Origin of the sequence: Ignisphaera sp. (assembly GCA_038735125.1) — an archaeon.
In the GTDB taxonomy this organism is placed as follows: domain Archaea; phylum Thermoproteota; class Thermoprotei_A; order Sulfolobales; family Ignisphaeraceae; genus Ignisphaera.
The window spans coordinates 174,220-198,670 of sequence record JAVYNU010000001.1; the positions used below are offsets into that span (position 1 = coordinate 174,220).

At 41.1% G+C, this 24,451-nt stretch carries 25 protein-coding genes and 1 pseudogene; 11 read left to right on the top strand and 15 right to left on the bottom strand.

What is annotated here, in order from left to right; genetic code table 11:
* The first annotated feature begins 35 nt into the window (after positions 1-35).
* Both QW284_01005 and QW284_01010 read left to right on the top strand, forming a co-directional pair.
* Positions 36-236, top strand: a complete 201-nt coding sequence (locus QW284_01005) for a hypothetical protein (protein MEM0338254.1) — start codon at positions 36-38, stop codon at positions 234-236.
* A gap of 566 nt (positions 237-802) precedes the next feature.
* The gene (locus QW284_01010) at positions 803-1,642 is read left to right on the top strand and encodes a hypothetical protein (protein ID MEM0338255.1); all 840 of its coding nucleotides are present in this window, start codon (positions 803-805) and stop codon (positions 1,640-1,642) included.
* A 410-nt stretch (positions 1,643-2,052) separates the two neighbouring features.
* Here the strand turns inward: QW284_01010 and QW284_01015 are convergent, their stop codons facing one another.
* The gene (locus QW284_01015) at positions 2,053-2,463 is read right to left on the bottom strand and encodes a hypothetical protein (GenBank protein MEM0338256.1); all 411 of its coding nucleotides are present in this window, start codon (positions 2,461-2,463) and stop codon (positions 2,053-2,055) included.
* A 168-nt stretch (positions 2,464-2,631) separates the two neighbouring features.
* On the opposite strand from QW284_01015, the gene QW284_01020 reads away from it, so the two are divergent.
* The 5 genes from QW284_01020 to QW284_01040 all read left to right on the top strand — a co-directional run bounded on the left by QW284_01020 (position 2,632) and on the right by QW284_01040 (position 6,402).
* Entirely contained in the window at positions 2,632-2,769 is a 138-nt protein-coding gene (locus tag QW284_01020; protein MEM0338257.1) for a hypothetical protein, read from the top strand.
* Positions 2,759-3,139: an ATPase domain-containing protein gene (locus tag QW284_01025; protein MEM0338258.1), complete on the top strand. Its 381-nt coding sequence runs from the start codon at positions 2,759-2,761 to the stop codon at positions 3,137-3,139. Before QW284_01020 ends, QW284_01025 begins: the two co-directional genes overlap by 11 nt.
* Positions 3,140-3,329: 190 nt before the next feature.
* A complete protein-coding gene (locus tag QW284_01030; GenBank protein MEM0338259.1) occupies positions 3,330-4,013 on the top strand; it encodes a hypothetical protein in 684 nt (227 codons plus the stop codon).
* Between the two features lie 102 nt (positions 4,014-4,115).
* Complete coding sequence (locus QW284_01035) at positions 4,116-4,409, top strand: hypothetical protein (GenBank protein ID MEM0338260.1); 294 nt, start codon at positions 4,116-4,118, stop codon at positions 4,407-4,409.
* A 769-nt stretch (positions 4,410-5,178) separates the two neighbouring features.
* Positions 5,179-6,402 (top strand): MFS transporter, encoded by a 1,224-nt coding sequence (locus QW284_01040; protein MEM0338261.1) that lies wholly within the window; start codon positions 5,179-5,181, stop codon positions 6,400-6,402.
* A 116-nt stretch (positions 6,403-6,518) separates the two neighbouring features.
* Here the strand turns inward: QW284_01040 and QW284_01045 are convergent, their stop codons facing one another.
* From QW284_01045 to QW284_01055, 3 genes are all read right to left on the bottom strand, one after another.
* Positions 6,519-6,785, bottom strand: coding sequence for a uroporphyrinogen decarboxylase family protein (locus QW284_01045; protein ID MEM0338262.1), 267 nt, complete (start codon positions 6,783-6,785; stop codon positions 6,519-6,521).
* Between the two features lie 1,845 nt (positions 6,786-8,630).
* Positions 8,631-8,978: a nucleotidyltransferase domain-containing protein gene (locus tag QW284_01050; GenBank protein ID MEM0338263.1), complete on the bottom strand. Its 348-nt coding sequence runs from the start codon at positions 8,976-8,978 to the stop codon at positions 8,631-8,633.
* A complete protein-coding gene (locus QW284_01055) occupies positions 8,975-9,526 on the bottom strand; it encodes a HEPN domain-containing protein (GenBank protein ID MEM0338264.1) in 552 nt (183 codons plus the stop codon). Before QW284_01055 ends, QW284_01050 begins: the two co-directional genes overlap by 4 nt.
* Positions 9,527-9,539: 13 nt before the next feature.
* Between QW284_01055 and QW284_01060 the strand changes: the two genes are divergently transcribed.
* A complete protein-coding gene (locus QW284_01060; protein ID MEM0338265.1) occupies positions 9,540-10,724 on the top strand; it encodes a hypothetical protein in 1,185 nt (394 codons plus the stop codon).
* A 52-nt stretch (positions 10,725-10,776) separates the two neighbouring features.
* On the opposite strand, the gene QW284_01065 is transcribed toward QW284_01060, so the two are convergent.
* The 4 genes from QW284_01065 to QW284_01080 all read right to left on the bottom strand — a co-directional run bounded on the left by QW284_01065 (position 10,777) and on the right by QW284_01080 (position 14,141).
* On the bottom strand, positions 10,777-11,784 hold the full coding sequence (locus QW284_01065; GenBank protein ID MEM0338266.1) for an ATP-binding protein: 1,008 nt from the start codon (positions 11,782-11,784) through the stop codon (positions 10,777-10,779).
* Positions 11,785-11,982: 198 nt separating this feature from the next.
* Positions 11,983-12,474, bottom strand: coding sequence for a GIY-YIG nuclease family protein (locus QW284_01070; GenBank protein MEM0338267.1), 492 nt, complete (start codon positions 12,472-12,474; stop codon positions 11,983-11,985).
* Between the two features lie 252 nt (positions 12,475-12,726).
* Positions 12,727-13,554 (bottom strand): SAM-dependent chlorinase/fluorinase, encoded by an 828-nt coding sequence (locus tag QW284_01075; protein ID MEM0338268.1) that lies wholly within the window; start codon positions 13,552-13,554, stop codon positions 12,727-12,729.
* Positions 13,555-13,556: 2 nt separating this feature from the next.
* Positions 13,557-14,141: a stage II sporulation protein M gene (locus tag QW284_01080; protein MEM0338269.1), complete on the bottom strand. Its 585-nt coding sequence runs from the start codon at positions 14,139-14,141 to the stop codon at positions 13,557-13,559.
* Between the two features lie 50 nt (positions 14,142-14,191).
* On the opposite strand from QW284_01080, the gene QW284_01085 reads away from it, so the two are divergent.
* A complete protein-coding gene (locus QW284_01085; GenBank protein MEM0338270.1) occupies positions 14,192-14,527 on the top strand; it encodes a hypothetical protein in 336 nt (111 codons plus the stop codon).
* On the opposite strand, the gene QW284_01090 is transcribed toward QW284_01085, so the two are convergent.
* Positions 14,524-14,931, bottom strand: coding sequence for a nascent polypeptide-associated complex protein (locus QW284_01090; GenBank protein ID MEM0338271.1), 408 nt, complete (start codon positions 14,929-14,931; stop codon positions 14,524-14,526). The two genes, QW284_01085 and QW284_01090, sit on opposite strands and share 4 nt — an antisense overlap.
* Before the next feature lie 99 nt (positions 14,932-15,030).
* Here QW284_01090 and QW284_01095 point away from each other — a divergent pair, with 99 nt between their 5' ends.
* Entirely contained in the window at positions 15,031-16,311 is a 1,281-nt protein-coding gene (locus QW284_01095) for an MBL fold metallo-hydrolase (protein MEM0338272.1), read from the top strand.
* Positions 16,312-16,314: 3 nt separating this feature from the next.
* Here the strand turns inward: QW284_01095 and QW284_01100 are convergent, their stop codons facing one another.
* Positions 16,315-17,169 (bottom strand): D-aminoacyl-tRNA deacylase, encoded by an 855-nt coding sequence (locus QW284_01100; GenBank protein MEM0338273.1) that lies wholly within the window; start codon positions 17,167-17,169, stop codon positions 16,315-16,317.
* A 98-nt stretch (positions 17,170-17,267) separates the two neighbouring features.
* Here QW284_01100 and QW284_01105 point away from each other — a divergent pair, with 98 nt between their 5' ends.
* Positions 17,268-17,906, top strand: a complete 639-nt coding sequence (locus tag QW284_01105; protein MEM0338274.1) for a hypothetical protein — start codon at positions 17,268-17,270, stop codon at positions 17,904-17,906.
* Here the strand turns inward: QW284_01105 and ilvD are convergent.
* From ilvD to QW284_01130, 5 genes and pseudogenes are all read right to left on the bottom strand, one after another.
* On the bottom strand, positions 17,896-19,554 hold the full coding sequence (ilvD, locus tag QW284_01110) for a dihydroxy-acid dehydratase (GenBank protein ID MEM0338275.1): 1,659 nt from the start codon (positions 19,552-19,554) through the stop codon (positions 17,896-17,898). The two genes, QW284_01105 and ilvD, sit on opposite strands and share 11 nt — an antisense overlap.
* Positions 19,544-21,091 (bottom strand): annotated as a pseudogene (gene cimA / locus QW284_01115) (citramalate synthase). The gene ilvD and the pseudogene cimA overlap by 11 nt, the downstream one beginning before the upstream one ends.
* Positions 21,092-21,196: 105 nt before the next feature.
* Complete coding sequence (ilvC, locus tag QW284_01120; GenBank protein ID MEM0338276.1) at positions 21,197-22,186, bottom strand: ketol-acid reductoisomerase; 990 nt, start codon at positions 22,184-22,186, stop codon at positions 21,197-21,199.
* On the bottom strand, positions 22,179-22,535 hold the full coding sequence (locus QW284_01125; GenBank protein MEM0338277.1) for a hypothetical protein: 357 nt from the start codon (positions 22,533-22,535) through the stop codon (positions 22,179-22,181). Before QW284_01125 ends, ilvC begins: the two co-directional genes overlap by 8 nt.
* A complete protein-coding gene (locus QW284_01130; protein MEM0338278.1) occupies positions 22,513-24,243 on the bottom strand; it encodes an acetolactate synthase large subunit in 1,731 nt (576 codons plus the stop codon). Before QW284_01130 ends, QW284_01125 begins: the two co-directional genes overlap by 23 nt.
* Positions 24,244-24,451 lie beyond the last annotated feature (208 nt).

A 24,451-nucleotide genomic window follows, 5' to 3' on the forward strand; every position in this document is an offset into this window, starting at 1 on the left:
CGAGCTGACCTGCTGCCCAGTAATAACTAGAGCTTGTGTCGCAGTTATCTTGGAGAAAGCGCACTCTTCGAACATTATTGAGGTTTATCATCTCCATTAGTGTTTGTTGGGAGGATGGGTTACCCTATGTTCGTGCAGGCCCTTTGTCACCTCCTGTAGTAGGTGATACAAGCATATACGACTACCTTGAGCTGTGGAGCAATACGAGAATAGAGGACATACTGAGGTACAGGTGAACGCTCATAACTGACTACCAGGTTTTCGATGTTAGAAAACCCGAAGAGCACTCTGTTCTCGAAGAAGAAGCCAAGAAGCTGGGGCCAGGTGTTGTTGGTATTGACACGATAACAGATGCATACCAACTAGTAGAAGCGGTCTACAGATTGCCCAGAAGAGCCTTGAAGTAGTACTGAAGAACGGCTTTCCCGTTAGCATTCGAACAAAGAACCCCTAGTACTCAGAGACGTAGACCTGCTCTCAAAGTACAAGAGCATGGTAGACGTGGGATTCATAATTACAACGCTTGATTACTCAGTAGCAAAGCCCATTAAGCCCTCAGCTCATCGCCAAGAGCACGTGCAGAAGCACTGCGAGGAGGCTAGGTAAGACAGGCATTAAGACATGGGTTTTCTATGATGCTAGTAATACCAGGTTTAAACGATGATAGAAGAACAGCTGAATCCACAGCTGTGCTTGCAGCGGACATGCATGGTATAGCTACAAAAATATTAAGCTCTCTATTAAAACTATATAGATTGCGTTGCATCTTATATAAACAAAGATGTAGTTTAGTTGATGTAAGATGGATAGCATAGTAGATGTTGAGTATCTAAAGAAGGAGATTCTCAAGCTTTTGAGAGAGGATGAGGAGTTTCGCTTAGCTGTTGCTGGGCTTATTGGCTATGGGGAGATTTTGAAGAGGCTTGACAGGCATGAGGAGGAGTTGAAGAGACTTAGAGAAGACTTTCTCATTTTTGTTAAGGAGCAAGAGAGGAAATGGGAGGAAAATAACAGGAGGTGGGAGGAGGCATACAAGAGATTTGAAGCAGTAGAAAACGAATTAAAGAGGCTTAGAGAGGATCTCAACAAATTCATTGAGCTAGAGGAAAAGAGGTGGGAAGAGAACAACAGAAGATGGGAAGAAAATAATAGGAGGTGGGAGGAAAATAACAGGAGGTGGGAGGAGGCATACAAGAGATTTGAAGTAATTGAGCGGAGGTTAGAAGAGCATACGAAGGTGATTATGGAGCTAGTTAGCAGAGTCGAGTCTCTAGAGCATAGAGTTAGCAATATTGAGCTTGCTTTGGGGGCTTTAACAGAGGCTTCTATTGCTAGATATCTGTACGAGGATCTGGTTGAGGAGCTTAGCGCTAGAGGAGAGAAGGTGTTGCATAGGATAAGGAATCACAGAGTTGATAACCTTGACATAGACTTGTTTATCGAGACAGATAAGACTGTCTATGTAGTAGAGGTCAAGGTTAGGCCGAGACACAGCGATGTCGGGTCGCTTATAGCTAAGGTAGACGTTGTCAAGACTAGATATCCAAACAAAAATGTTGTCGGGATTCTGGCAGCGACATTGATTGGCAGAGAAGTTGAGGAATATGCTAAGCAGAAAGGAGTAGATGTGTACAGATTCTGATACAACTACACAGATTCTGCCCCCGTTTTTATCAACACTCTTAATTTATACTAGTACTAGCCTAATCGGTTCTGTATATCGGAATATATTTGATGTTGCTTGACATATTTTAGCTTGGCAAAGCGCGACATATTTAAAGTCATAATTTAGATGCTGAATTGGTGTAAATGTTTTGACCAAGATTGTTGCATATGTGGATTTAAAAGGTTCTAGAAGTATTTGAATGCCTATCGTACTCTATAAAGGCAACTATTTTAGCTCCTAAGTTTTGGTAAGGGTTGACTACCTTTAACTATGCTGAAGTTTGTTGGCTTCACTTTAACAGGTACATACACTAATTTGTTGCCAATCTAAATTACACCTCATATCCCTAGCTTATCTCCAAGCAGTATACCCCATGTCTAAGGGTATTATGCGACCCAGCTATCCCAATTCAAGAAAATCACCCCTATAGCTCTAACACCCATAAAATCGACATCAGTTTTATTTCTATAGCCTCTGTATCGAAGCTCCGGGGTATCTGCTAATAGAGGAAATACTTTGTTCGTCATCTTAGCGATGCATAAACCAAAACCTTCATCCCTGTGTAACTCTGCGCTTGTTATTACCATTGAAGATGCATACCCATTTTGCACCTTAACAGCTGTAGTTTTGGTGATAACAACTATTTCCGTAAAAGTACTGAAGATGATGATCATTGAATATCTGGTAATCGTTTGAGTTAAAGCTACAGTGTTGCTCGATACATGTACCAATGGAAATACCGCTAACCCTATAACCAAAATCATTGCAATAAATAGTACTATAGCAAGCAAGATCATATTCACCTTTTATCACGACCAAACCACTAAAATAAGCTTCCCAAAAATATATCTACAAAGGTTGGATCCCTGAAACCATTTATCCCATGTTGTTCCTCTAGATCTATATAGATTTTTTATCTTTTGCTCTAAAGCTATATTAGCGAAGATATGTAATAGGCGGTATCTTTGAAATCAATAGAATACTTGGTTGATATGCTCGGCGATTTTATTTACGAACCTAAGCTCATATTAATTGCTGGGTACCCTGGTGCTGGTAAAACAACTTTTTGCCTTTTCGATATGTTTGTACACTATGGAGAATAACGCTAGGTGTCTCTACGTATCTTTCCAGGAAGATAAAGAGAGGTTATTTAAACAACTCGAAGGTGTTGGTATAGATTTTAGGGTTTACGACGAAAAGAAACTACTTCTATTCGTTAAGATACTTGTAGTAGCATCAAGCAACGAAATTCAGCTAATATTGAATAACCTATCCAAGCTTGTTTTAGAGTACAATCCACGGGTAGTGGTTATAGACTCTGTAACTCCTTTGCTTGAAGCTATAGAGAACAACATAGCTGCACGGGGTTACCTACAGAATTTCTTCTGTGAGTTACAGAAAACCATCAATGGAGCTGTTGTTCTAGTATCCGAAATACCTTTGGGAGAGGAATACGTTAATAAGGCTGAATAGAATTTGCTGCTGATGCAGTTCTTATACTAAAGCATAGGGTTGGGAGAGGCTTAATTGATAGAATAATGGAAGTTAGGAAGATTGGGGAAAACCATTAACGGTATCAGAGATATACTTCTCGATAATAAGTGGTAAAGGTGTAGTAATTCGAAACCTTGAAACCTATTGCTCCCCGGTATTAAGTAGGAGGATGCCTGTTTTTAGGGATAAAGACGTGTACATAGTTGAAGGAGAGTTTCTGCCAATGACCATGTATTTTGAATGTCCTTCGAAAACATCTCCTTGGCCTCCAACAGTTTTCTCCCTACTGATACACATGGTGAACAAAACCCAGCGTTCTCTTCATCGATTACAGTATCTATCCAACAAGTTTAACCGTAGGTTTGATGGAGATGCTGAAACCTATAGAGCTGATAAAGATATGAGATATTTTAAAAGGGTTGCTTTTAGAACAATTAATCCATCAACTTATAGCCCAACTGAACTCACATCATACTTAGTATCCCTAGTTGATGACATTAAACCAACAGCTCTCTACATACACAATGTCGCGGTTTCCTGGTCGACGGCTGCAGAGGATCCTAAGGGGTACATAAGAATGCTCAGTAACCTAGTTTACGAACTAAGAGGAAAAGGTGTAGATGTCTTTAGGATAGGTAGCTTCATAGATCCTTTGCTCAGCAATATAAACAAAGCTATATCTAGCCACGTTATAACCATCAAGTGCGCTGATACCGTATGTAGCAACTATATTGTAGCTATAGAAAAATTCTATACATTATCCGGGATTACGCTCAGTTTTAAGCGATTTAAAGAAAATAACGAAAAACTTATACAATTAGTTAAAGAACGAAAGCAAATAGGCAATACGTAACTTTATTTCCTGCCAATGCTGACGCTTAGGTAAGAGATTAATGTTTTGTCTTATAGAGAACATATAAATTTTGTGATCAGGTTAAATTAAATAGGAATTAAGATGAACGTAGCGGAAGGAGCTGAAGCTAGAAGATTGTTAGATAAAGCGGTAGAAGTGTATAATAGGTATAGAGCTCCAGAGGCAATAGCATCTATAGTAGGTATAGAAGGTGATTATAATATCATGAGGTTTTCAGGGCATTTTTGTGTTACATGTGGTGTTATCGACTGGATAGAAGACTATGTCTATATTCTTAGAGATATGGGGGTAAAAGCAGAGATAACCAAACTTGATTACTTTGCCGAGGATAATTTTGTGCTTGTAAAGCTAAGAATTAAATCAATCTATGCATAGAATCGGCGAATCGAATCTGAAGTGCAGCAGAGCTTTAATAAAATTCCTCTAGGTGGATAAACGCTTTATCTTTGGAGGTTAAACTATATAGGAAAGTCTATGGAAGGTATACTCAGTATACTCAGGTTAACCTACAATAGCATAAGTTTTATTAAGTATAATAAAGGTATACCTACAATCGGATGAGCAAATATGATAAAACTCAGAGTAGTAAAGGTAGTAGCTGCCCCCTATAAAGAACATGTTCAGTAGAATGGCGAAAAACAATCGGTGGAAATATTGATGGAAAAGATAAGGGATCTATAGAGGTAGCTAACATCGAAAACCTAAGGTTAAGAATATGCTATGCGTAGCAGTAATACCAGAATTATGTTGCTACGAAGTATATGAAGACGGTTACATAAAACAAGTTGCATAAACTACAAATTTTTAGGTTAGCAAATCACTTTGCTGAAGTTGTTGAAGAGAAATTCGAAAATCTATATCCATGCTGAGCCGAGATAGCATTAGCTAATATAGTTCTTCACAATTGACAGTCTTTATAGTTATGGGGTAAAACAATTAGTTCGTTGATTTTGGTTTCATCGGATTTTCCTTCATCAACATAAAGGTGGGATGTTAAGCTTCGGAAACTTAATGGGATTTACCTATTCTGCTTATTGTCCTAGCAACTAATTTTATATAAGCATTGATAATTTTTCGAGGGATTTCTTTATAGAAGTCTTTTTTATCCCCCCCCCCAATTTGTATTGTGTATCCGGGATGTCAAATGGCCACAGCCAGATATGGTAGTACTACTAGGTGGGTTTACCCTATACTGTGCTTTTTCATAACATTCTTAGGGGGTACTATCTACTCTTACAGCATTATTGGCTATGAATTGCAGAAGCAGTGGGGGGTTTCAGCAACCGAAGCTGGTATACCTTATTTTGCTTATCTATGCGCTTATGGTTATTTAATGTTATTAGGCGGAGTTCTTGAAAAAAGATTTAGATCGGAGAAAGTTCCTCTGTTTTTAGGAGCACTTTTCTTTGGATTAGGGTTGATAGGCGCAAGTTTTATTGACAAGAATGTGTCTTTGTTTTCAGCGCTATTCTTTGTTGCGGGGGTAGGAGTTGCTTTAATGGATAGCATGACTCTTCCTATAGCAGCTTCGTGGGTACCTGATAAACCTGGTTTAGCTATTGGTATAGCTAGGGCAGGTTTTGGAATAGCATCGCTTGTTGCAGCTCCGCTATTTGAGTATCTGTTTAGAGTCTACGGTTTCAGTACTGGTATAAGAATTGTTGGAATAGCATTTCTGGTAGCAGCCCTTACTTTAGCATATCTAACAAAGATGAACCCTGCTAGCAGGGAAATTCAAAAACAAGAAAATCTAGGAGAATCTCTACGTGTTGTTCTATCTAGGGGGTGTTTTTGGATAATATGGGTGTTGTACTTTGCAGGGCTTTTTACACCGTTAGCGTATGTAGGTTACGTGAAGCAAATAGGTGTAGAATTGGCTTCAATTGACCCACAGGTTATGGGATATACTATAGCTATTTTCTCTGTATTCAATGGGGTGGGTAGAGTACTCTATGGTAAGGTAATAGATTTGAAGGGATTCCTATTTGCAGCAAGCATAAACTACGCTTCAGCAATACTTGCACTCACAGCTTTATGGTTGTACCCATCTCAAGTTGTATTCCTATTAGCTTCACCAATAATATACTTAAGCTTAGGGGGATGGCTGGTTATAGCACCAACAGAGGCAAGAAGAATAACTTCGCAGGAGAGGTTCTCACTAAGCTGGCCGTTGCTAATGACAGGCTATGCTACAGCAGTATTCGTAGGAACTCTAGCTACCGGTATTATCAGGGATGTTGTGGGTGGGTTTCAAGCAGTATTCCCGGTGTTTATAGCGATTACGGTTGTTATAGGGTTAATACCTACGTACACCATATATAGAAGGGCGTGCTCGATGAATCGACGCATGGGAAGCTTCAATGGGTAAATATGGGTTTACCGCTAAATAAGGGTTGCTTTTAACTATCAAAACCTATACATAGCGATGGCGTATCCAGGTTTTGAACATGGAAATGAATAAATTAATTCGATGTTAATTGCGTGCTACTCGTATTTACCACACTTTATGACAGCATCTACCGCCGCCTTGATGTTCTCTATTCTTGCTTCGTAGGGTATAGGTGCTCCTGTGCCCATGAACATAAATACCCTGGGTTCCTTAACATCGTTTAAAAGTTTGCATACCTTCTCGTAAACCTTCTCCTTAGTTCCGTGGATATATAGTGCCGGCGATATTCCGCCACCTATAGGAATGTGATCTCCTAGAATCTTTCTAACTTTTTCTAAGATCTGCTCTTTCAAACTAAGCAAATATGCTGCTCTTGGGTAGCTCGAGTAGGTAGTGAGTGAATCTCGTGAAATCGCCTTCGAAAACACTGATGGGATAGCGTTTCTATATCCATCATAACCTTGTTGAAATCGGCCATATCATATCCTAATTTTATTAGCGATGCATATGCTTCCGCCGAATTTGGTTTTGATAGCGCTTCGAACATTCTCGGAACTATAACCTCAGACATAAACCCTATAGAGTCTTCGGCAAGTATCTTATACTCTTCAACCTCCATAAACTTACCGCCGATGTACTGAGGATGTAAATCTGGATGTAGCTCTAAACCTGGCCATCTAGAAACCTTATCCCTTTAACATTAGCGCGAAAGGAGTTCGATACACTTTTGTAAATTCTTTCCAGACTACAAAAGGTAGTACGGGCATTCCAAGCATTAAACTAAATATCTCTTAGCCTGTAGTATTTTTACTTTGATCTTCCCCTTTCAACAAGCAACTCTTTTAGATTAGTCAATAATTAAATGCTTTTATAGTATATCTTTAAGCAACTTCGATGCATTATTATCTAAGGGTATTACAATCAGCATGTTCTGGATTCATAGAAAGTTTCTCTACAATTCTCACTAAACTGTCTACAACAAACCAACTGGTTCACCTCCTGAGATCCCCTGGCGATTCTCCATAATAATTATTTACCCCTTTCACAAAAAGATGTTATGGGATTGATTGTGCCAAAGTTCACTAAATTAATAAGCCTTGTCGGACTAATCATGGGAGTGACTGGGTTACTGGGTTCAGTATACCTATTTATGAAGCAGGCTGTCCTAGTATCTATGTCAAGAGATGTATTAGGCGGGTTAATTGATGATCCTGGCGACAGAGAGCTCCTAAATCAATGGCTTAACATATTAGCTGACTCATGGCGTACCCCAATAATAGGTTTTGCCGTCTATAGCCTGATACTAGTAACTCTATCACTGCTTTTATATATTACCAATAAATCTAAATGTAACTAAATGATAGTTAATCACAGTCTATGAAATACCATTTATCACAAACTCTTATTGATTTACGAAAAAGTGTAGAACAAAGTCACAAAACTAATATGGGTCTTGGTACCTTATTGCTTAGTGAAATATAAATTAATAGACATCCTAGCCATTGAAGCTGATAACTTGTATTCGGATTCCAGCTGTAATACCACATTTATTGTTGATTCGTTTCCTTAAAGGCTATAATTATCTTTGCTAAGTGGTGCTAGAGGTTACCAAGTTGGCGTGATAGTTCGATTATTTGCCTTCTTTCTAGCAATAGTAAGAGTGATACTGCTGCTAAAATAGGCTTGTTAGGTATGATCTTGTACTATGCTCCATGTACATCTTCTATATTACATTGCAGAAGTTATATTGAGTTGCTATAACTAAATAGATTGGGTTTGACAACTTTTATACTCAACAATAAGATTTGTTACCCCAAGTTCTACGTACCTTGTACCAAAAAACTAGTGCTTGAACATCGTATCTTTACACATTTACTGGACATAAGGCATGTACATGTAGCAGTCTACTTTTCAGCTAGGTGTTTAACCTTCTAGCTTCTAAGCCGATCCTTTTTATGACGAACTATAAAAATACTGTGAAGGACTTTTCTATCCAATCGTGTGTTAAGATCTCTTCCTCAACATCATTTAAGCCTTGAGTATCTGAACCTAATATACCCTTAGAAAATGTTTTGAGATCCGTTGGAGTATCTTATCGTGATGTTGTATCGGGTTTTTTCTTAAAAGAGGTTAGGTTAAATCTGTATCTAATCATGTTTAACATAATTCTCTCTTTATTAATATGAGATTATTGCGTTTGATTATCTCTAAGCTATTTTCAGTACGTATCCACCTGATTTTTCTATGTGTCGCTTGGCCTCCTCTGGTCCTAAAATATGTATCTCGAATGGGTGGTAGTATGGCAAGTTCAGTATCTCCTCTATGAAGGCTTTTAGCTTGGCTATCTCTATAGGTTTTTTCGGAGCGTATTCAGACACTATCAGTATATCTACATCGCTTCCACCAACATTATCGCCTCTAGCCACACTTCCAATGACATAGACCTCCGCATCTGGGATAACCTCCTTGACTACCCTAGCTATTCTAGAGGCCCATAACCTCCACTCGCTTACCAGTTTAGCACGTTTTGCTGAGGTATCCATAAATATGTTCATTGCCTGCCACCCAGAATCTTTTTGAGTAGAGATAGCACCTCCTCGACAAGCCTTATCATATCCTCTGCATCCTCCTTCTCATACTCTCTAATATAGTATCTAGACATCAGATATGCGTCTTCGAGAGCCAAGAGCCTGGCCCTATTTGCTACAACAAAATCTTCTAGTTCTCGAGATTTTAGAACCCTGTTTAGCTCGCCCAATAGATGTCTAATACTATGGGTTCTAGGATAATCGCCCACAAGCTCCAGCAATAAAGCCTTTAGATAGAGTTGTAGGGATTGCTCGGATAAAAAACATACTAGATCATAGAAACCTCTATCCAGAGCGTGCCTAGCCTCCTCTAGAAACATTGATGATCTCTTCTTAAGAATCTCCACCTCCAGTCTATGCATAGACTTGACCCACAAACCGCCTGTATATATAGGTAGCACTATAAGCGATGTTGATAAGTTTTCTCCTCTCAGTTTTTTAGCTGTGTAGGGCAACTTATTTTTGTGCTGTGTGATGTGGAACAGGGTTAGTGCTAGGCTTTGTATTGTTTGCAAGGGGCACAAGCTTTTGTGTGGATTGTCTAGGTGTCCTCTTCTGTCTGCTTATTCTAAGAGGGTTTCTATTGCAAAGAAGTTGGAAAGCAATATGTTGGGCGGATCCACCCCGCCGACTGCTGTTGTGGGGGAGTTTGGCTATCCGCATGTCACGGTGTATGTTGGTGTTCCACCAGATGTCTATGGGGATGAGGCCAAGTTTTATGATGACCCCCAGTCGTGGCATCTTAGGCTTGGTCTAGAGGATATTGTTGAGCTTAGAAGCGGTCTGGCTATGCTCACTTTGCCAAGGGTTTTGGTAACAGATGTTAACAGGCTTTACGATAGTGAGATAGGGCTTGCTGTAGTGTCTTCGAGGCCTGTTGATGCCGAGGCTAGGGTTAGGAAGAGGCTTAGCCCTGTTGTCAGCTTCGACTATCTCCTCCCTCCAATGGGTCCAAAGCTACAGGTGGAGACTATAAACATTGTTGGCTCTGCCAAAATGCCTAGGAAGCTAGAGGAGATTATATTCGACGATGCTAAGGCTTCAGAGGCTATCGCAGAGCTCTACAGGTCTGGGGTAGAGTTCTACACAATTGTTAGAGCACTGTCAATAGGGTTTCTAGGCAGGAAATCGTCTAGAAAGTTGGTGCCAACAAGATGGGCTATAACAGCTGTCGACACAGCTATAGGCAATATGCTGCTTGAGCGTATAAGAAGCTGCCAAACGGTGTCCGAGACCATGGTGTTTTACTCAGAGTATCTATACAACAAATACATAGTTGTTCTATCGCCAGGACCATACAAAGCACAGTGGATAGAGGTCTGGCATCCAAAAGCCGTCTACAACCCGAGCAACGCAATAGACTATCTAGAGATTAGAGAGGTTGTCCCAGGCAAGTTCACAGACATGGACGGGGGATACATAGCAGCCAGAACAAGCGTTCTAGAATATCTCCATAAAATTGGCAGACAGGCTAGAGTATCTATCCTAAGAGAGATACTACCACAATATATATACCCCGTTGGAAACTGGCAAATAAGACAAACAGTTGCACACGCCTTGAACAAAGGACCAATACTCACAAGCCCCTCAGAACAAGAGCTAAAAGAATTCATAGTAAAGAAGACCTCCATACCGCAGCCAATCATAGAAAAAGCCATAGAATTCATATACGAAAAGAAGACAAAGACCCTCGATACATGGTTCAAACACTAGGCAACAATTGCCGATGGCTGTCCTCGGCGACTCCAAGAGTTTTAATGCCTACTCAATTATATATCTCCAATACCTTTCTAACTGCTTCTCTGTGAAGAGGTGTTTGCCAAGCTACATATCTGCCAATGCCAAGCTCAAGATCCTTCTCAGGCGGTGGAGTGTCCACCCAAAACCATGGATCTCTCTTAGACAGCAGGTATACTATTAAATTCCTCTCAATAAGTTCATCAACAAGCTCTTGGGGGGTATCTGGCTCCCACAAAACATCGGGATCCTCAACCGCTTTTTCAAGTAACCTCTTCCATTTAGCCACAAAACTAGGGGTTATGTTTTTTCCCTCAACAATTTTCTCAACAACCTTATCGATAATCCAATTGGCTTTGTATAACTGCTCTAGATATCTTGGGTTTCCTCCTGTCATTCTCCAAATATATTCGAAGTCCGGTTTTGGATCTGGCAACAGGTTATAGAGCTGTTCAAAGCCGTCCCTCCCCATATTCCACATTGGTTTCAGATCTGCCCAGTCGTGTTTGCCTATCTCCCTTCTTGAAATGCCCTCGCTAGTAGCAACAACTGACACAATTCTCTCATATTCTCTAGGAGGGTGTTCAAGCAAACCGAGAAGCCCTTTTACATATGTGGCCGATTTACTTATCCCTATATCCTGAAAAATATCATCTACTAGGATAGCCATTCTCTTTGACCCATGCTCGACAGCTCTTCTGGCAAAGTCTATTACGCTCCAAGCAATATTTGCAACCATATGCTGTCTGCTAAGCTCCTCAACTAATCTCAGAAAATCCCTCTTTAGATCATGGAGCCCAAGCTCAACAAGAACATCTCTCTCAACAGGGTTAAAGTATATGACATCAAAGCCCATATCCTTTAAAAGCTCTGCTGATTGTCTAAGCCAAGCAGTTTTACCACAACCCTCGGGACCAAAAACAACTTGAACAGGGTAAGTACCCCTTTCAGCCCACTCAAAAACTCTTTTCAAAGCCGACTCCCTATCAACAAAATCGATTGTCAAGCCGGCAAAGGGAAGCTTAATCCTCCTCATGACTGCAAAACCGCTTTGCACTACTCCTATACTCCATAACTTTAAATACTACACAAATTTATAAAGTATTTCTATGGGTGCCAAGAGCCTCAAGCTCGCAGCTTCTAAGAGTAGCTCAACCTCTTCAAGAAGTTCTTTGAATAAATCAAAAGCCTTCTCACAATGCTTTGTATGTTATAGCTTATTAGCAAATAATAATCATTTAATATGTCCTACATGAACTGTGCTACTAATTTGTAGAATGGCTGGTTGTAGGCCAAGAAGTTCGAATGATTTTAGGACGTGTTCTATACATTGTGTTTCACTGCAAACGCATTTCAGTAAATGTGAAGGGGTCTTCTTATCTGTTGAACCAAAGCGTGGAACTGCAACCTGCCAGCATCCTATGTCAATGAGTGTTTCCGCGAATATTCTTTCCACATCATCCAATGTATTGGCATAGATCGTCAGAAGGGGTACTACCTCCTGCTTCGTTGTTAGGTAGTCTATGTGCCACCAGAGCCTCTTTTTATCTCTTCTAAGATGGTGCTCCAGCCTTGCTCTAATGCCTCCAGAGCCTCTGGCAGAGCCGACATATCCGTAGAGACCAGAGTCTATGCAAGGTCTGTTGAGAGACTTTATATCTAGGCAGATGCGCTTTGAGACATTGATAACTAGGATGTAGATTCCAGGAGCACTCAGATCGCTCACTATCCTCACACCAAAGATTTTGGCAATGTTGAAGCTATATTAGCAGAGAAAATGTTTTATACATATTAGATGATGAGTGACTTCAAATCGGATAGGTGAAGAGCTCCATCCCTTACTGAAAAACTTTTATACTCTGAAAACAATAATTATGGTTGCCCCGGTTGCCCGTGCAAAGCCCCCGATGTCCCGGGGATGTGATGCGCACGGAGCGGGTCACCCCCGGCATTCTACCCACAAAACTACTGCTCTAGCTCATGCCACTGTTTTGCATATTCTGATAGCATCTCTTTTTCCAATTCCAAGAACGTTCTTCGCAGATCCTTTGTTCACCGCCAGTTCGGCTAGATGAAAACTGTTTTTATATAGCACAATCTCACCCTCTTTAACTACGGAAAACACTTTCTCTACCCTAGCCTCAAATCTCCTATTACCTATGAAAATCGATACTGTGTCCCCCAAGCTTAGGCCAAGAGCCTTAGACAAGTCGTCGAAGAACGCTGACAGCATTACATTGCCAAACTTGTCTATGTATATCGCCTCCAATTCCAGGCATCTCTCATCTATTTTCTTCATTTTCATTGCTATTCCAGGTTCTTTTAAGCTATCAACTGGTTGTGGAGAGCCAAAAGAATTTGGAGGTGTGCCGCATGCTAACCATGAGGCAACGGGTGTGAATATGTCTCTTCCGTGGAATGAACTTGAAACAGGTTTTCTGAAATACAAATCGTTTTCAAGAGCAAAGACAGCCTCTATACCATCATCTCTAGCCGCTAGAACTAAAACGCCGTTGTCTGGGCCAATAAAGTAGTAGTTTCTGGTTACTATGAGTAGAGGTCTTCTGGGGCTACCAACACCCGGATCTACAACAACGACAAATATCGTTCCAGCTGGGTAATACTTGTACGCCATAAAGAGGGTTAGAGCGGCATGGTCTATGTCAAAGCTCGGAATAGAGTGTGTTATATCAACAACTCTTACATGGGGGCAAATATCTAGGGCAACGCCCTTCATAGCAGCTACATATGGATCCTCATATCCGAAGTCTGTCATCAAGACTATTACTCCACATGGCCTCCTCAATTTTATGCACCAACAAAGAGCTCTCTTTCAAGCCCCTCTATAAGCGCTGCTATAAACAATATTGCCATGGATACGGCTACTAGGAAGAGGTAGTACTTAACCCTCTCCTTATCAATATTTCTCTTGAACATGTATATCATTAGCTTTGACGAGGCTACAAACGTTATTGAATAGGATAGAAACTCGATGTATGTATGAGGAGAAATAAGGAGTATTGCAAGGGCTGTAGCAAGAGCTGTAAAGAGATCTACACCACCAATGCCCACAGTGGTTAGTTGCATCTCCACAGCTATTCTAAGAGCCCATGCAGTTGATAGCAACATCATAGGATATACAATAATGTTTAGAATAGGTATAGCAAGCATGACATTAACTTGTGCATTGTTACTAAATATAGCTAATGTGATTTCCCCCAAGCTACTAGCACTGGCTATGCCCTCCATCCTCTTTATCTCATCCCTTAGCACATCTACAAGCTGTGGAGGAACATCTATGAAGAGGACAGCTATAGAGAAGAAGATTATTGTGGTCACCAAAACCGCTCCAATTATAGGCAAGTCATTTGCAAAATGACTTAAAATACCCATGTCACACACTCATTGACTGTTAAAAGCATTCAAAAGGTTTATATGCTATCATGGCTTGCACATACAAAGAAAAGATGAGGATATTCAAGGACTTTTGCCTTAAAAACCTTGATAAGATTGGTATCGGCGAAAAGGCATTTTACTATATATGGAGATATATAGTGATAGAACTTGACAAACTAATACAGATATGCAAAATCGAAGATGATATAGCTGATAATTGTGGTAGAGAAAATTTGGCGAAGTTGCGCAAGGCAGGTAACAAACTCTTGTATGCTCAATATTCCTCTGTAAGCAATGAGGAGGTCATCGAAATTCTCCAAATTATTTGTAGATGTGTTGAAGAGTCTTGGCATAGGATAGAAGGTAAGTTAGAGATGTGCTAACTTTTCTTTCTAAATCTTGTCTGGCCTATCTCAATAGCCTTTGCAATGTCGCCACCAGCCTCAACAAGGAGTTTCCTAGCCTCCTCAGCCCCGATGCCAAGGTACTCAGCAACAAATTGAACATCTTCGCTCGAAATATTTACTATAGCTTGCTGGTTTGTGCCCTGGCCCACTACCTGGTTTGCTGCTTGTGGCAATTGCTCCTCCCTAGCCTTGCCAGCTATGTAAAACATTTTCTGTCCGCTAAACTCCATTACCATAACCTCTGGATCTTCTATAACAATCCTCTTATCCTGCAACTCTATAACAGCTCTTTGAGCATTTTGTATCTGGTCTATCTTTATACCCATTCTCTTGAGTTGCTTCAACTGCTTTTGGAGCTCCCTTGGATTGACTGGAAACATTTTTCTCTCCTCATAATACTTAAATATTGTGAGAGTAAAATAATTTTGTTTAACTGCTTTAGCCACATCTAAATCTACTGTGATGGCGGTAAGAACATCATGAGGCTAGAGCTACTGGTACTTGGGAGTGGTAGAGAGGTTGGTAGAGCTGCTATAGCTGTTAAAAGAGATTCTGACAATCAGTATCTTCTCTTTGACTATGGAATAAACTTTGATTTGGATGACAAGCCGGTTATGCCCCTGCCCATACAGCCAAATAAAATCAGGGCTATATTTATTTCGCATGCCCACCTAGACCATGTTGGTGCTGCACCAATATTCTATGTATCGTCGACTCCCGCTATCTACTCAACTCTTTTAACAGCTCTACTAAGTAAAATAATGATTGCTGATATGCTTAGGCTCTCTGGATATTATTTGCCATTCGAGTATCTGGAGCTAGATACAATGATAAACAACATAAAAAGCGTTTCCTATGGCGATACCATAGAGATAGACAGCGCCTTGGTCAAGGTCTTTAATGCTGGTCACATCCCTGGAAGTGCAATGTTTAGGGTGGAGTTCAAAGATGGGGGCTCGGTGCTGTATACAGGAGATGTTAATACAATTGACACTAGAGTGACCAAAGGTGCTCAGCTAAGTGGTTTAGAAGCTGATCTACTTATCATGGAGTCTACTTATGGTCTATACGACCATCCTTCTAGGGACAGAGTAGAGGAGCTATTCATAGAGACTGTGAAAAGTGTTGTTGAAGATGGTGGGATAGTGCTCATACCGGCATTCTCGCTTGGCAGAGCACAAGAGATTCTGGCTATTCTTGCAGATAGGATGCCACATTCAAATGTTTACTATGATGGGATGGCAAGAGATATTCTAGAGCTGTTTCTGCAATTCAAAGAGTATGTGAATCAGTATCAACTCCTAGAAAAAGCTATGAGAATATTCACAGCTGTTAAAGGTTCTGATATGAGGAAGCAGATATGCAAAGAGAATGGCAGCATAATTGTGACGCCAGCGGGGATGCTAAAGGGTGGCCCGGCACAATACTATGTTAAGAGGCTTTACAGCAATCCGAAGAACGCCATAATTCTTGTTAGCTACCAAGCACCACAAACACCTGGCAGAAAACTTTTGACGGAAGGTGTTCTCGAGGATGGGGGTCCGAGGGTAAAGGCAAAGGTTTTCTGGTTTGATTTCTCAAGCCATGCTGGGTCATCTAATCTAGTTGAGATTGTCAAGAGCATCAAGAACTTGAAGAAGGTTGTTCTGGTACATGGAGGAGAAGACTCTGCTTACACACTTGGCTATAGAATAAAGGAGGCTACTGGAATAGATTTTGAGGTGCCTAAAACAGGTGATAACCTAGTGCTCGAGCTCTAAACGCTACACAACAACGTATTCTAGACCATGGCTCTTGGCAGCAGCTATGATGGCGTTCTTCATCTCACTCCTCATCTTCTCGATAACAACAAGCTGTGCATTAGGCGTCATCTCAATAGCCATTTCCGCAACGAGTTTCAAGTCTTCTACACTAAGCTCCTTTATAGCATAATTTGGAATCATATGCCCATAACACTCGCCTTTTTCCAACGCTCTTCTGGTGAATAGTGGTGCATAGTGAGAGCCTCCAAATCCTATGGCTATTCTACATGGAGGCTTATCCTTTAAGGAATAGAACACCTTAATATTATTTCCAATAGCTTTTGCAACAATCTCCTGCGCCACAACATCTCTCCATTCATTCTCGCTACTGCCAATCTCAACAAACGTTATTGGTGTGCCTCTAACTGTTGGACCATGGTGTGTAACCTCATAGCTTACCGAGAACTTTGAGAGTGTGTTGTGGCTGTTCTTAGCTTTGTAGAGGTCTTGTAGTATAAGCCACATTAGAACTGGGTTGGAAAGCGATAGCGTCATTGGCTCACCGCCAAAATCGCTTCTCCTCCAGGGGTTTCCCGTCACATGGACAGTCAGACTTGGGATCCTGGCCTCCGATTGATGACGTGATGGAGCAATAAACATGTCGAAGCCTTTTAGACTCTCTAGACTATTTAGGTATACTATCTCATCATTGAAGCCTAGGAAAAGAGCTTCAACATTGCCTAAAACACATTGCTTAGACACTTTGGCTCCATATACCCCTCTACCAAGATCGGTACACATAGCATTTTCAATAAGCTTCTCTACTATACCGATAGCTGCTAAATCGCTGAGCGAATATATTATAGCTATTTTCATTAGCCACACACTCTATAGACAAATAGACATAGGTTTAAAAACTGATAGACTACTGTGTAAAACCTCTTGATCAGTGCTTTGAGGCTGATGCCTACTCTATGAACTATCAGGACATTGTCAGCGACTCTCTATCGATTTTATTGCGCTATGCATCAAAACTTGGAATACCGCCTGAGAGTGCCTATGTTGCAAAGGCTATGAGGATGCTTAGAGATAAGGGAGTTTCTCTAACCCATCTACTGGCCGAGATTCTGCTATGCAAATATCTTGTTGAAAAGGGTTTCTCATGTGACATAGAGTCTACTGTAGGTGATATGAAGTGCGATGTTTATGCCAAGAAAGACTCTGTTGACATATGCATAGAAATAATGTATTATACACTACCCCTAGATAGTATTGGTGAGTGGAGTAAATCAATAATCTCTTCGCATATCAGAAAAATTATTAAGATATCGAGGAATAGAATAGCATTTGCAGCATTTGCATATCCGATTGGTCTTGTACCCATGATACCGTCGGAGGTAATAGATTCCCCGACAAAAGATGCTGTCAATAGGATTCTAACCAAATATGGTCTATATGATGAAGTGCCGAATGTAAAAGACCTAGACTTTATCTCACCAATATACAAGATATATCTATTCGATTTACATACAAGAGAAGTGTATGAGCTTCTGCCAACGGCGACAAAAAATCTTCTTTTATTCTACGAGTCTATAACCGGGTTCAGTATTTGAATATAGCACCTGTATTTGCCGAGGTTACAAGCATTGAATATCTTGATAGGTAGCCACTAAGCTTCTTCTCTATGGGTCTAAATCTGGATAGTCTTTCTCTAAGCTCATCCTCTGTTATCAATAAATCTATTCTCTTGTTCTTCAAATCAATTCTTATTCTATCCCCATTCTCAACAACTCCTATGGGCCCACCCTCAGCTGCTTCTGGAGACACATGTCCGACTGCAATACCTCTTGTAGCGCCAGAGAATCTTCCATCAGTAACGAGAGCTACATCCCTGTCGAGGCCCATTCCAACAAGTACAGATGTTGCTGTTAGCATTTCTCTCATTCCAGGCCCTCCCTTTGGACCCTCATATCTGATCACAACAACATCTCCTTTAGATATATCACCATTCAATATAGCTTTAACAGCATCCTCTTCACAGTTAAACACCTTTGCAGTACCTTCAAAGAGGTAAAGATCTTCTGGCACTGCAGAGATCTTTATCACAGCACCCTTCGGCGCTAAACTGCCCTTCAATATCATTATCCCTCCTCTACTCATATACGGATTCTCAACAGGTCTCACAACATCTTCTCTTCTGTTGATGGCGGATGCTATTATTTCTCTAACCGTTTTTAAGGAAACTGTTAATCTATCTAGGTGTATGAGACCCTTCTTGGAAAGCTCCTTCATAACTACTGGAACTCCCCCAGCCTCGTGAAGATCTTGTACATGATATGGCCCTGCAGGACTTAGCTTGGCAATTGTTGGTGTTTTCTCGCTAATCTCATCAAAGTCCTCTAAAGATAGCTCAACCCCTGCCTCATTCGCTATGGCCATTAAATGCAACACAGTGTTTGTTGAGCCTCCGAGAGCCATGTCAACTACTATAGCGTCTAAGAATGCCTCTCTAGTCAATATCCTCCTCGCTGTTACCCCTCTCTTGACCAGCTCTACAATCATCATCCCAGTATATTTAGCTATTCTAATTCTCTCTGCCGAAACAGCGGGTGCTGTTCCGTTCCCTGGTAGAGATATTCCCATAGCCTCTGAGAGAATATTCAAAGTATTTGCCGTGAACATTCCAGCACAAGATCCTACCCCAGGACATGCAACATTCTCCAACTCGATAAGATCGTTATACGAGATTTTACCGCTTTTATAAGAGCCAACAGCTTCAAATACATCATGCAAATCAACATCTCTACCCCTATATCTTCCAGCAAGCATAGGGCCTCCGGAAATGAATATAGCCGGTATGTCAAGTCTGGCTGCAGCCATTAGCATACCAGGTATGATCTTGTCGCATGAAGCTATCAAGACAAGGCCATCGAATTGGTAAGCCTTTGCCATAATCTCAACAGAATCGGCTATAAGTTCTCTGGATGGGAGAGAATACTTCATACCTTCATGTCCCATTGCAATACCGTCACAAAGTCCAATAGTATTGAATTCCAGGGGTGTTCCACCAGCGATCCTAACACCAGTTTTTACAGCTTCTGCTATCTCCCTCAAGTGCTTGTGGCCCGGTATCACCTCATTCCAAGAGTTTGCAATGCCTATGATAGGTTTGGAAAGCTCCTCGTCTGTTAGCCCAAGAGCCTTGTATAAACATCTATGTGGCGTTCTTTCAATGCCTTCAACAGTTATCCTACTTCTCATGGCCAGTCCCACCTGACCACGGCTTACCATGTTTTATGGTCTTTAAAACACTATAGTATTCTATACCGTCTATAAATGCTTTTGCAATAGCGTCGAATATGTTTAGTGAAAGTGCTTGGGTAGACCATGTGTATAGACTGTTGCTAAAGTTTATTGTAACTCTAAACATTTTGTCTTGGATAAGCATGATCTCCATATTCATCCTAAGCTCATCATCTATGGCATAAATCCTCTTCAACACATCGAATAACGCGCTAACCAGAGCTTTCACAGGATCCACATCAACAGCCTTACCCACAACATTATCAACATCAGCTATGCCTATCGAGGTTCCAGCAGAGCTTGAGAATATTGTCCAACTGATTTTGTTAATACCATCGCTTTTATAGCCAAGCTCTTTAAGAGCTATTAGAAGTGCTGATGCCGATGCCTTATCGAATGTGTAGCCCTGCTTTTCAAGGTCTTTGATCCTTGTGATAATCCTCTTTATCCGTTCATCCCTCTTGTCAACCTCTATTCCAAATTCCTTAAGGAGAGCAACAATGTTGGCGGCCCCACTAAGCTCTGAAACAATAAATTTTCTTGTGTTGCCCACAAGCCCAGGATCTATGTGCTCATATGCTCTCGGGTTCTTCAAAACAGCGTCAACGTGGACCCCAGCTTTATGTGCAAATGCGAACTCCCCTACATAGGGCTGATATGGATTGGGAGAAATGCCAGTTATTCTATAGACAAGCTGAGAGAGCTCTCTAAGCCTCTTCAGGCTATCATCATTTTTAAGTATGTGTAGACCCAGCTTATATCGAATAGATGGGATTATCTGGATCAGATCTGCATTACCTGTCCTCTCTCCAATGCCGTTGATAGTGCCTTGAACATGTCTAGCACCAGCGTATACAGCTATCAGCGTATTTGCAACAGCGCACCCCGAATCGTTGTGCATATGAACACCGACAACAGTTTTCACATTTCTAATAACATGCTTTACAATGTCGTAGACATCCCACGGCATCATACCCCCATTGGTATCGGCAAGGACTAACACCCTAGCACCAGCTTCTTCAGCTACCTTAAGCACGCTCATTGCATATTCTGGATCCTCTTTGAACCCCTGGAAAAAGTGTTCAGCATCAAATATAACCTCTATTCCATGTCTCTTCAGATAGTCTATAGTATCGTAAATCATATCCAGATTCTCTTCCTTACTAGCCCTCAGAACCTCAAACACATGAAGAGTCCATGACTTGCCAAAAATGACGGCTGTATCGACATCGGCTTTTATTATAGCCTCAACACTCTTATCTTGCGAAACAGGAACATCCTTTCTACGTGTACTGCCAAAAGCTGCTATTCTAGAGTTTCTCAATCCATATTTTTTTATCTCTTTGAAGAACTCCTCATCCTTTGGATTGGAGCCTGGCCACCCACCCTCTATATAGTCAAAGCCTAGGTCATCAAGGGCTAAAGCAATTCTTATCTTATCTTCTAGCGAAATAGATACACCTGCTGCTTGAGCACCATCTCTGAGTGTTGTATCTAGTACCTCAACCTCGGATTTCTAAACCACCATTCACCCACGCTCACCATACAAAATTTTACGTTTTTTAAGTGTTTAAATAGTATGATATTATGTTAGGGGCTTTTAAACTTTTTTAAAGATCATTTTTCTTATCTCATCCCCAACTCTTTCAATTAAACTGTTTCTCAGTTCTTCAAGTTCTCTGCGAACTGTTGGCATACCCCTTTCGTATTCTTCTATCCATTCCTTTGCAAACTCCCCATTCTTTATCCTCTCAAGAGCCTTTACCATATTTGCCTTCACATGGTCGTCTATAACCATTTTGCCAACAGTTATCCCACCATACTTTGCAGTATCGGAAACAGCCTTCAGCATGTGGACTAGACCACCTTCATAAATTAGATCGACTATCAGTTTCAACTCGTTTAAAACTTCAAAATATGCTACCTCAGGTTGATAGCCGTTTTTGACTAGAGTCTCGAACGAAGCTTTTATGAGCTCTGTGATGCCTCCAACGAGGATGACCTGCTCCCCAAAGAGATCTGTTTCTGTCTCCTCGGCAAACGTCGTCTCAATTACACCTGCTCTCGTACATCCAAGTCCTTTTGCAATAGCTAGGGCTTTTTTCATAGCGTATCCGCTAACATCTTGATATACGGCTACAAGAGCTGGAACTCCATAGCCTGATTCGAAAGCTTTTCTAACCATTGGCCCAGGGGCTTTCGGAGCAATCATGTAGACATCAGAGTCTTTGGGCGGCTCAATCAGTTTATAGTGTATGTTAAACCCGTGAGCAAAGACCATGTCAGCAGACTTCTTCATATACGGCTTTACACTGTTGAGCCAAAGACTCTTCTGAACCATGTCGGGAACTAGAAACACTATAATATCGGCATCTTTGACAGCATCCCTTGTATGTATAGGTTTGAACCCATCTTCCTCAGCCTTCTTCCAGCTCTCACCCTGCCTCTCCAAACCGACGACAACATCAAGTCCAGAATCCCTTAAGTTGAGTGCCCATGCCCTCCCCTGACTCCCATAGCCAAGTATAGCAATTTTCTTGTTTTTCACATAGCTTATATCAACATTTTCATCTCGATACATTTTAGCCATTTACAACACCCCACGAATATTCTTTGACTTTTCCAGATTTTGGAACGTAAACAATAAAAGTTTTATTATCTTCATCAAGCTTTCTCTCATCATACTCTCCATCAAATACAACAACCTTTTCAATTCCAACAGTCTTGCTAAGATTTAGAATAGCTGCATAGAGATTGGGGTTCTTTCTAACCATGAGATAGATCTCATAGAGGCCCTCCTCATTTATTCTCCGCCCATAGATCCAGTCGATATCTATGAGAAGCTTTCTAAGATTCGCTACGACCCTTTCTATGAGGCTTGCATCCACGTAATACCCAACTATTTTAATTAGTTGTCTAGTCGCTTCCCCCTGGCTCATTGACTATCATCTCTCTGAAGCTACCACCTGGAGGAAGTGTTGGAAGAGCTTTTTCGTCCCTTTGAACAGGAACCCTGATAACCGCAGGCATATTCTCTCTAATAGCATTTTTCAAAGCTATCTCAAGATCTTCATATGACTGGGCATCAAAGCCTAGCGCTCCAAAGCCTTGTGCAAGCTTTACAAAATCTGTTGCAGGCCCTATGTCCACAGCTATTATCCTCTTATTGAAGAAGAGGTCTTGAACTTGTCTAACTAAGCCAAGCGTTCTATTATCGAACACAACAGCTATTACGGGTATGTTTTCGTCGACAGCTGTGCCAAGATTGTTCATCGTCATTAAGAACGAGCCATCTCCATCTAGGTCAACAACAATTTTATCCGGCCTAGCAACCTTAGCACCGATGGCTGCTGGTAAGCCGAATCCCATTGTACCCATCCCGCCAGATGTTAAGAATGTTCTCGGTTCAAATACTTCCCAGAAGACCCCGGCCCACATCTGATGAGAGCCCACACCTGTTGTGACTATGGCGTCTCTAGGCAAAATGTTTCTAATTGTCTTCATTATCTTCCATGGCTTCAAACCCTTTCCATCATCACGATAGTATATCTGCGAGTAGTACTCTTTGTATTCTATAACCTTTCTCAGCCATTCACTTCTATCTTTTTGGGAGCCCAACATGCTCACAGCTTTTATGAGTTCTCTTAGACCCTTTCTAACATCGGCTACAATATATGATTCTACAGGTAGATAGGAAGATAGCTTGTAGATGTCTGTAGGGTCGATGTTGATCAGTATCAACTTCTTTTTAGTGTCTATAACATCTCTGATATTCGGAATGGTTCTGTCGCTTAACCTAGCACCAACAACCAGAACCACATCAGCATCCATAAACGCTTTATTTGCTTCCGCCCTTCCGTAATAGCCCATCATACCTATGTACAGTGGGTAGTCATTGGGTATAGCTGATTTGCCTAGCAACGTTGAGACTATGGGCATTCTAAGCATTTCAGCCAAAGCGATTATCTCCTCTGTTGCAGGTGACCAAACGGCCCCTGCCCCAACAAGCATTAAAGGTCTTTCAGCTTCGATCAATAGCCTCGCCGCTTTTTTAACCTTTTCAGGGTCTATAACCTCTGGAAACTCTCTATAGCCGTTAAACGATGTGCCATCGAACCATTCTATTTTATTTTCATCAACCTCTTCATTAAATAGATCTCTTGGAATATCCACGACAACAGGACCTGATCTTCCGGTTAACGCTATACGGATGGCGTTTCTAACCCATTTAGGTATATCCTCAGCGTTTCTCACTTGAACAACAAACTTCGTTATATTGGCTACAACACCTGGTATATCAGCCTCTTGAAACGATAGCTTACCCAAAGCTGATCGAGGTACTTGACCAGTAATTGCAATAACTGGTGAATTATCCCAATATGCTGTTGCAAGACCTGTTACAAGATTTAACGCACCTGGACCCGATGTTGCTGTACAAAATCCTGGTCTTCCAGATGCTCTTGCAAACCCATCTGCTGCATGCGCTGCCCCCTGCTCATGCCTCATAAGAATAACTCTTATGTCATTGTTGGCCACATACTCTACCAATGCATCATAGAATGCCATATTGGATAGTCCTGGTATTCCAAAGATTACCTTTACTCCCTCTCTCTTCAGAGTCTCAGCTAGAAGCTTTGAACCCTTCATAGAAATCACCTTATTAGAATCTTGATTGAGCCTTGTCCTACTGTTAACATGCTTACTTGGAATTCTGCGTTTTTATAATATTTTTCATAAGTCTTTTCTCCACTCAGCTGACTTGGAGTTCCATCACCTTCACCTCACGCAAATTGTGTATCTAGCTATTTTTGTATGAGCAGGTTTTTAAATCTTTTAGCTACTTAAACAGGTTTAA

Bases quoted from the DNA above. Each gene is read 5' to 3' on its own strand.
- QW284_01090 (MEM0338271.1), bottom strand. From the start codon at position 14,931: ATGTTTCCAGTCAATCCAAGGGAGCTCCAAAAGCAGTTGAAGCAACTC.
- QW284_01065 (MEM0338266.1), bottom strand. From the start codon at position 11,784: ATGAGGAGGATTAAGCTTCCCTTTGCCGGCTTGACAATCGATTTTGTT.
- QW284_01010 (MEM0338255.1), top strand. From the start codon at position 803: ATGGATAGCATAGTAGATGTTGAGTATCTAAAGAAGGAGATTCTCAAG.
- QW284_01085 (MEM0338270.1), top strand. From the start codon at position 14,192: ATGGCTTGCACATACAAAGAAAAGATGAGGATATTCAAGGACTTTTGC.
- QW284_01130 (MEM0338278.1), bottom strand. From the start codon at position 24,243: ATGAAGGGTTCAAAGCTTCTAGCTGAGACTCTGAAGAGAGAGGGAGTA.
- QW284_01040 (MEM0338261.1), top strand. From the start codon at position 5,179: ATGGCCACAGCCAGATATGGTAGTACTACTAGGTGGGTTTACCCTATA.
- ilvC (MEM0338276.1), bottom strand. From the start codon at position 22,186: ATGGCTAAAATGTATCGAGATGAAAATGTTGATATAAGCTATGTGAAA.
- QW284_01015 (MEM0338256.1), bottom strand. From the start codon at position 2,463: ATGATCTTGCTTGCTATAGTACTATTTATTGCAATGATTTTGGTTATA.
- QW284_01095 (MEM0338272.1), top strand. From the start codon at position 15,031: ATGAGGCTAGAGCTACTGGTACTTGGGAGTGGTAGAGAGGTTGGTAGA.
- QW284_01125 (MEM0338277.1), bottom strand. From the start codon at position 22,535: ATGAGCCAGGGGGAAGCGACTAGACAACTAATTAAAATAGTTGGGTAT.
- QW284_01025 (MEM0338258.1), top strand. From the start codon at position 2,759: ATGGAGAATAACGCTAGGTGTCTCTACGTATCTTTCCAGGAAGATAAA.
- QW284_01105 (MEM0338274.1), top strand. From the start codon at position 17,268: ATGAACTATCAGGACATTGTCAGCGACTCTCTATCGATTTTATTGCGC.
- ilvD (MEM0338275.1), bottom strand. From the start codon at position 19,554: ATGAGAAGTAGGATAACTGTTGAAGGCATTGAAAGAACGCCACATAGA.
- QW284_01080 (MEM0338269.1), bottom strand. From the start codon at position 14,141: ATGGGTATTTTAAGTCATTTTGCAAATGACTTGCCTATAATTGGAGCG.
- QW284_01035 (MEM0338260.1), top strand. From the start codon at position 4,116: ATGAACGTAGCGGAAGGAGCTGAAGCTAGAAGATTGTTAGATAAAGCG.
- QW284_01050 (MEM0338263.1), bottom strand. From the start codon at position 8,978: ATGAACATATTTATGGATACCTCAGCAAAACGTGCTAAACTGGTAAGC.
- QW284_01030 (MEM0338259.1), top strand. From the start codon at position 3,330: ATGCCTGTTTTTAGGGATAAAGACGTGTACATAGTTGAAGGAGAGTTT.
- QW284_01100 (MEM0338273.1), bottom strand. From the start codon at position 17,169: ATGAAAATAGCTATAATATATTCGCTCAGCGATTTAGCAGCTATCGGT.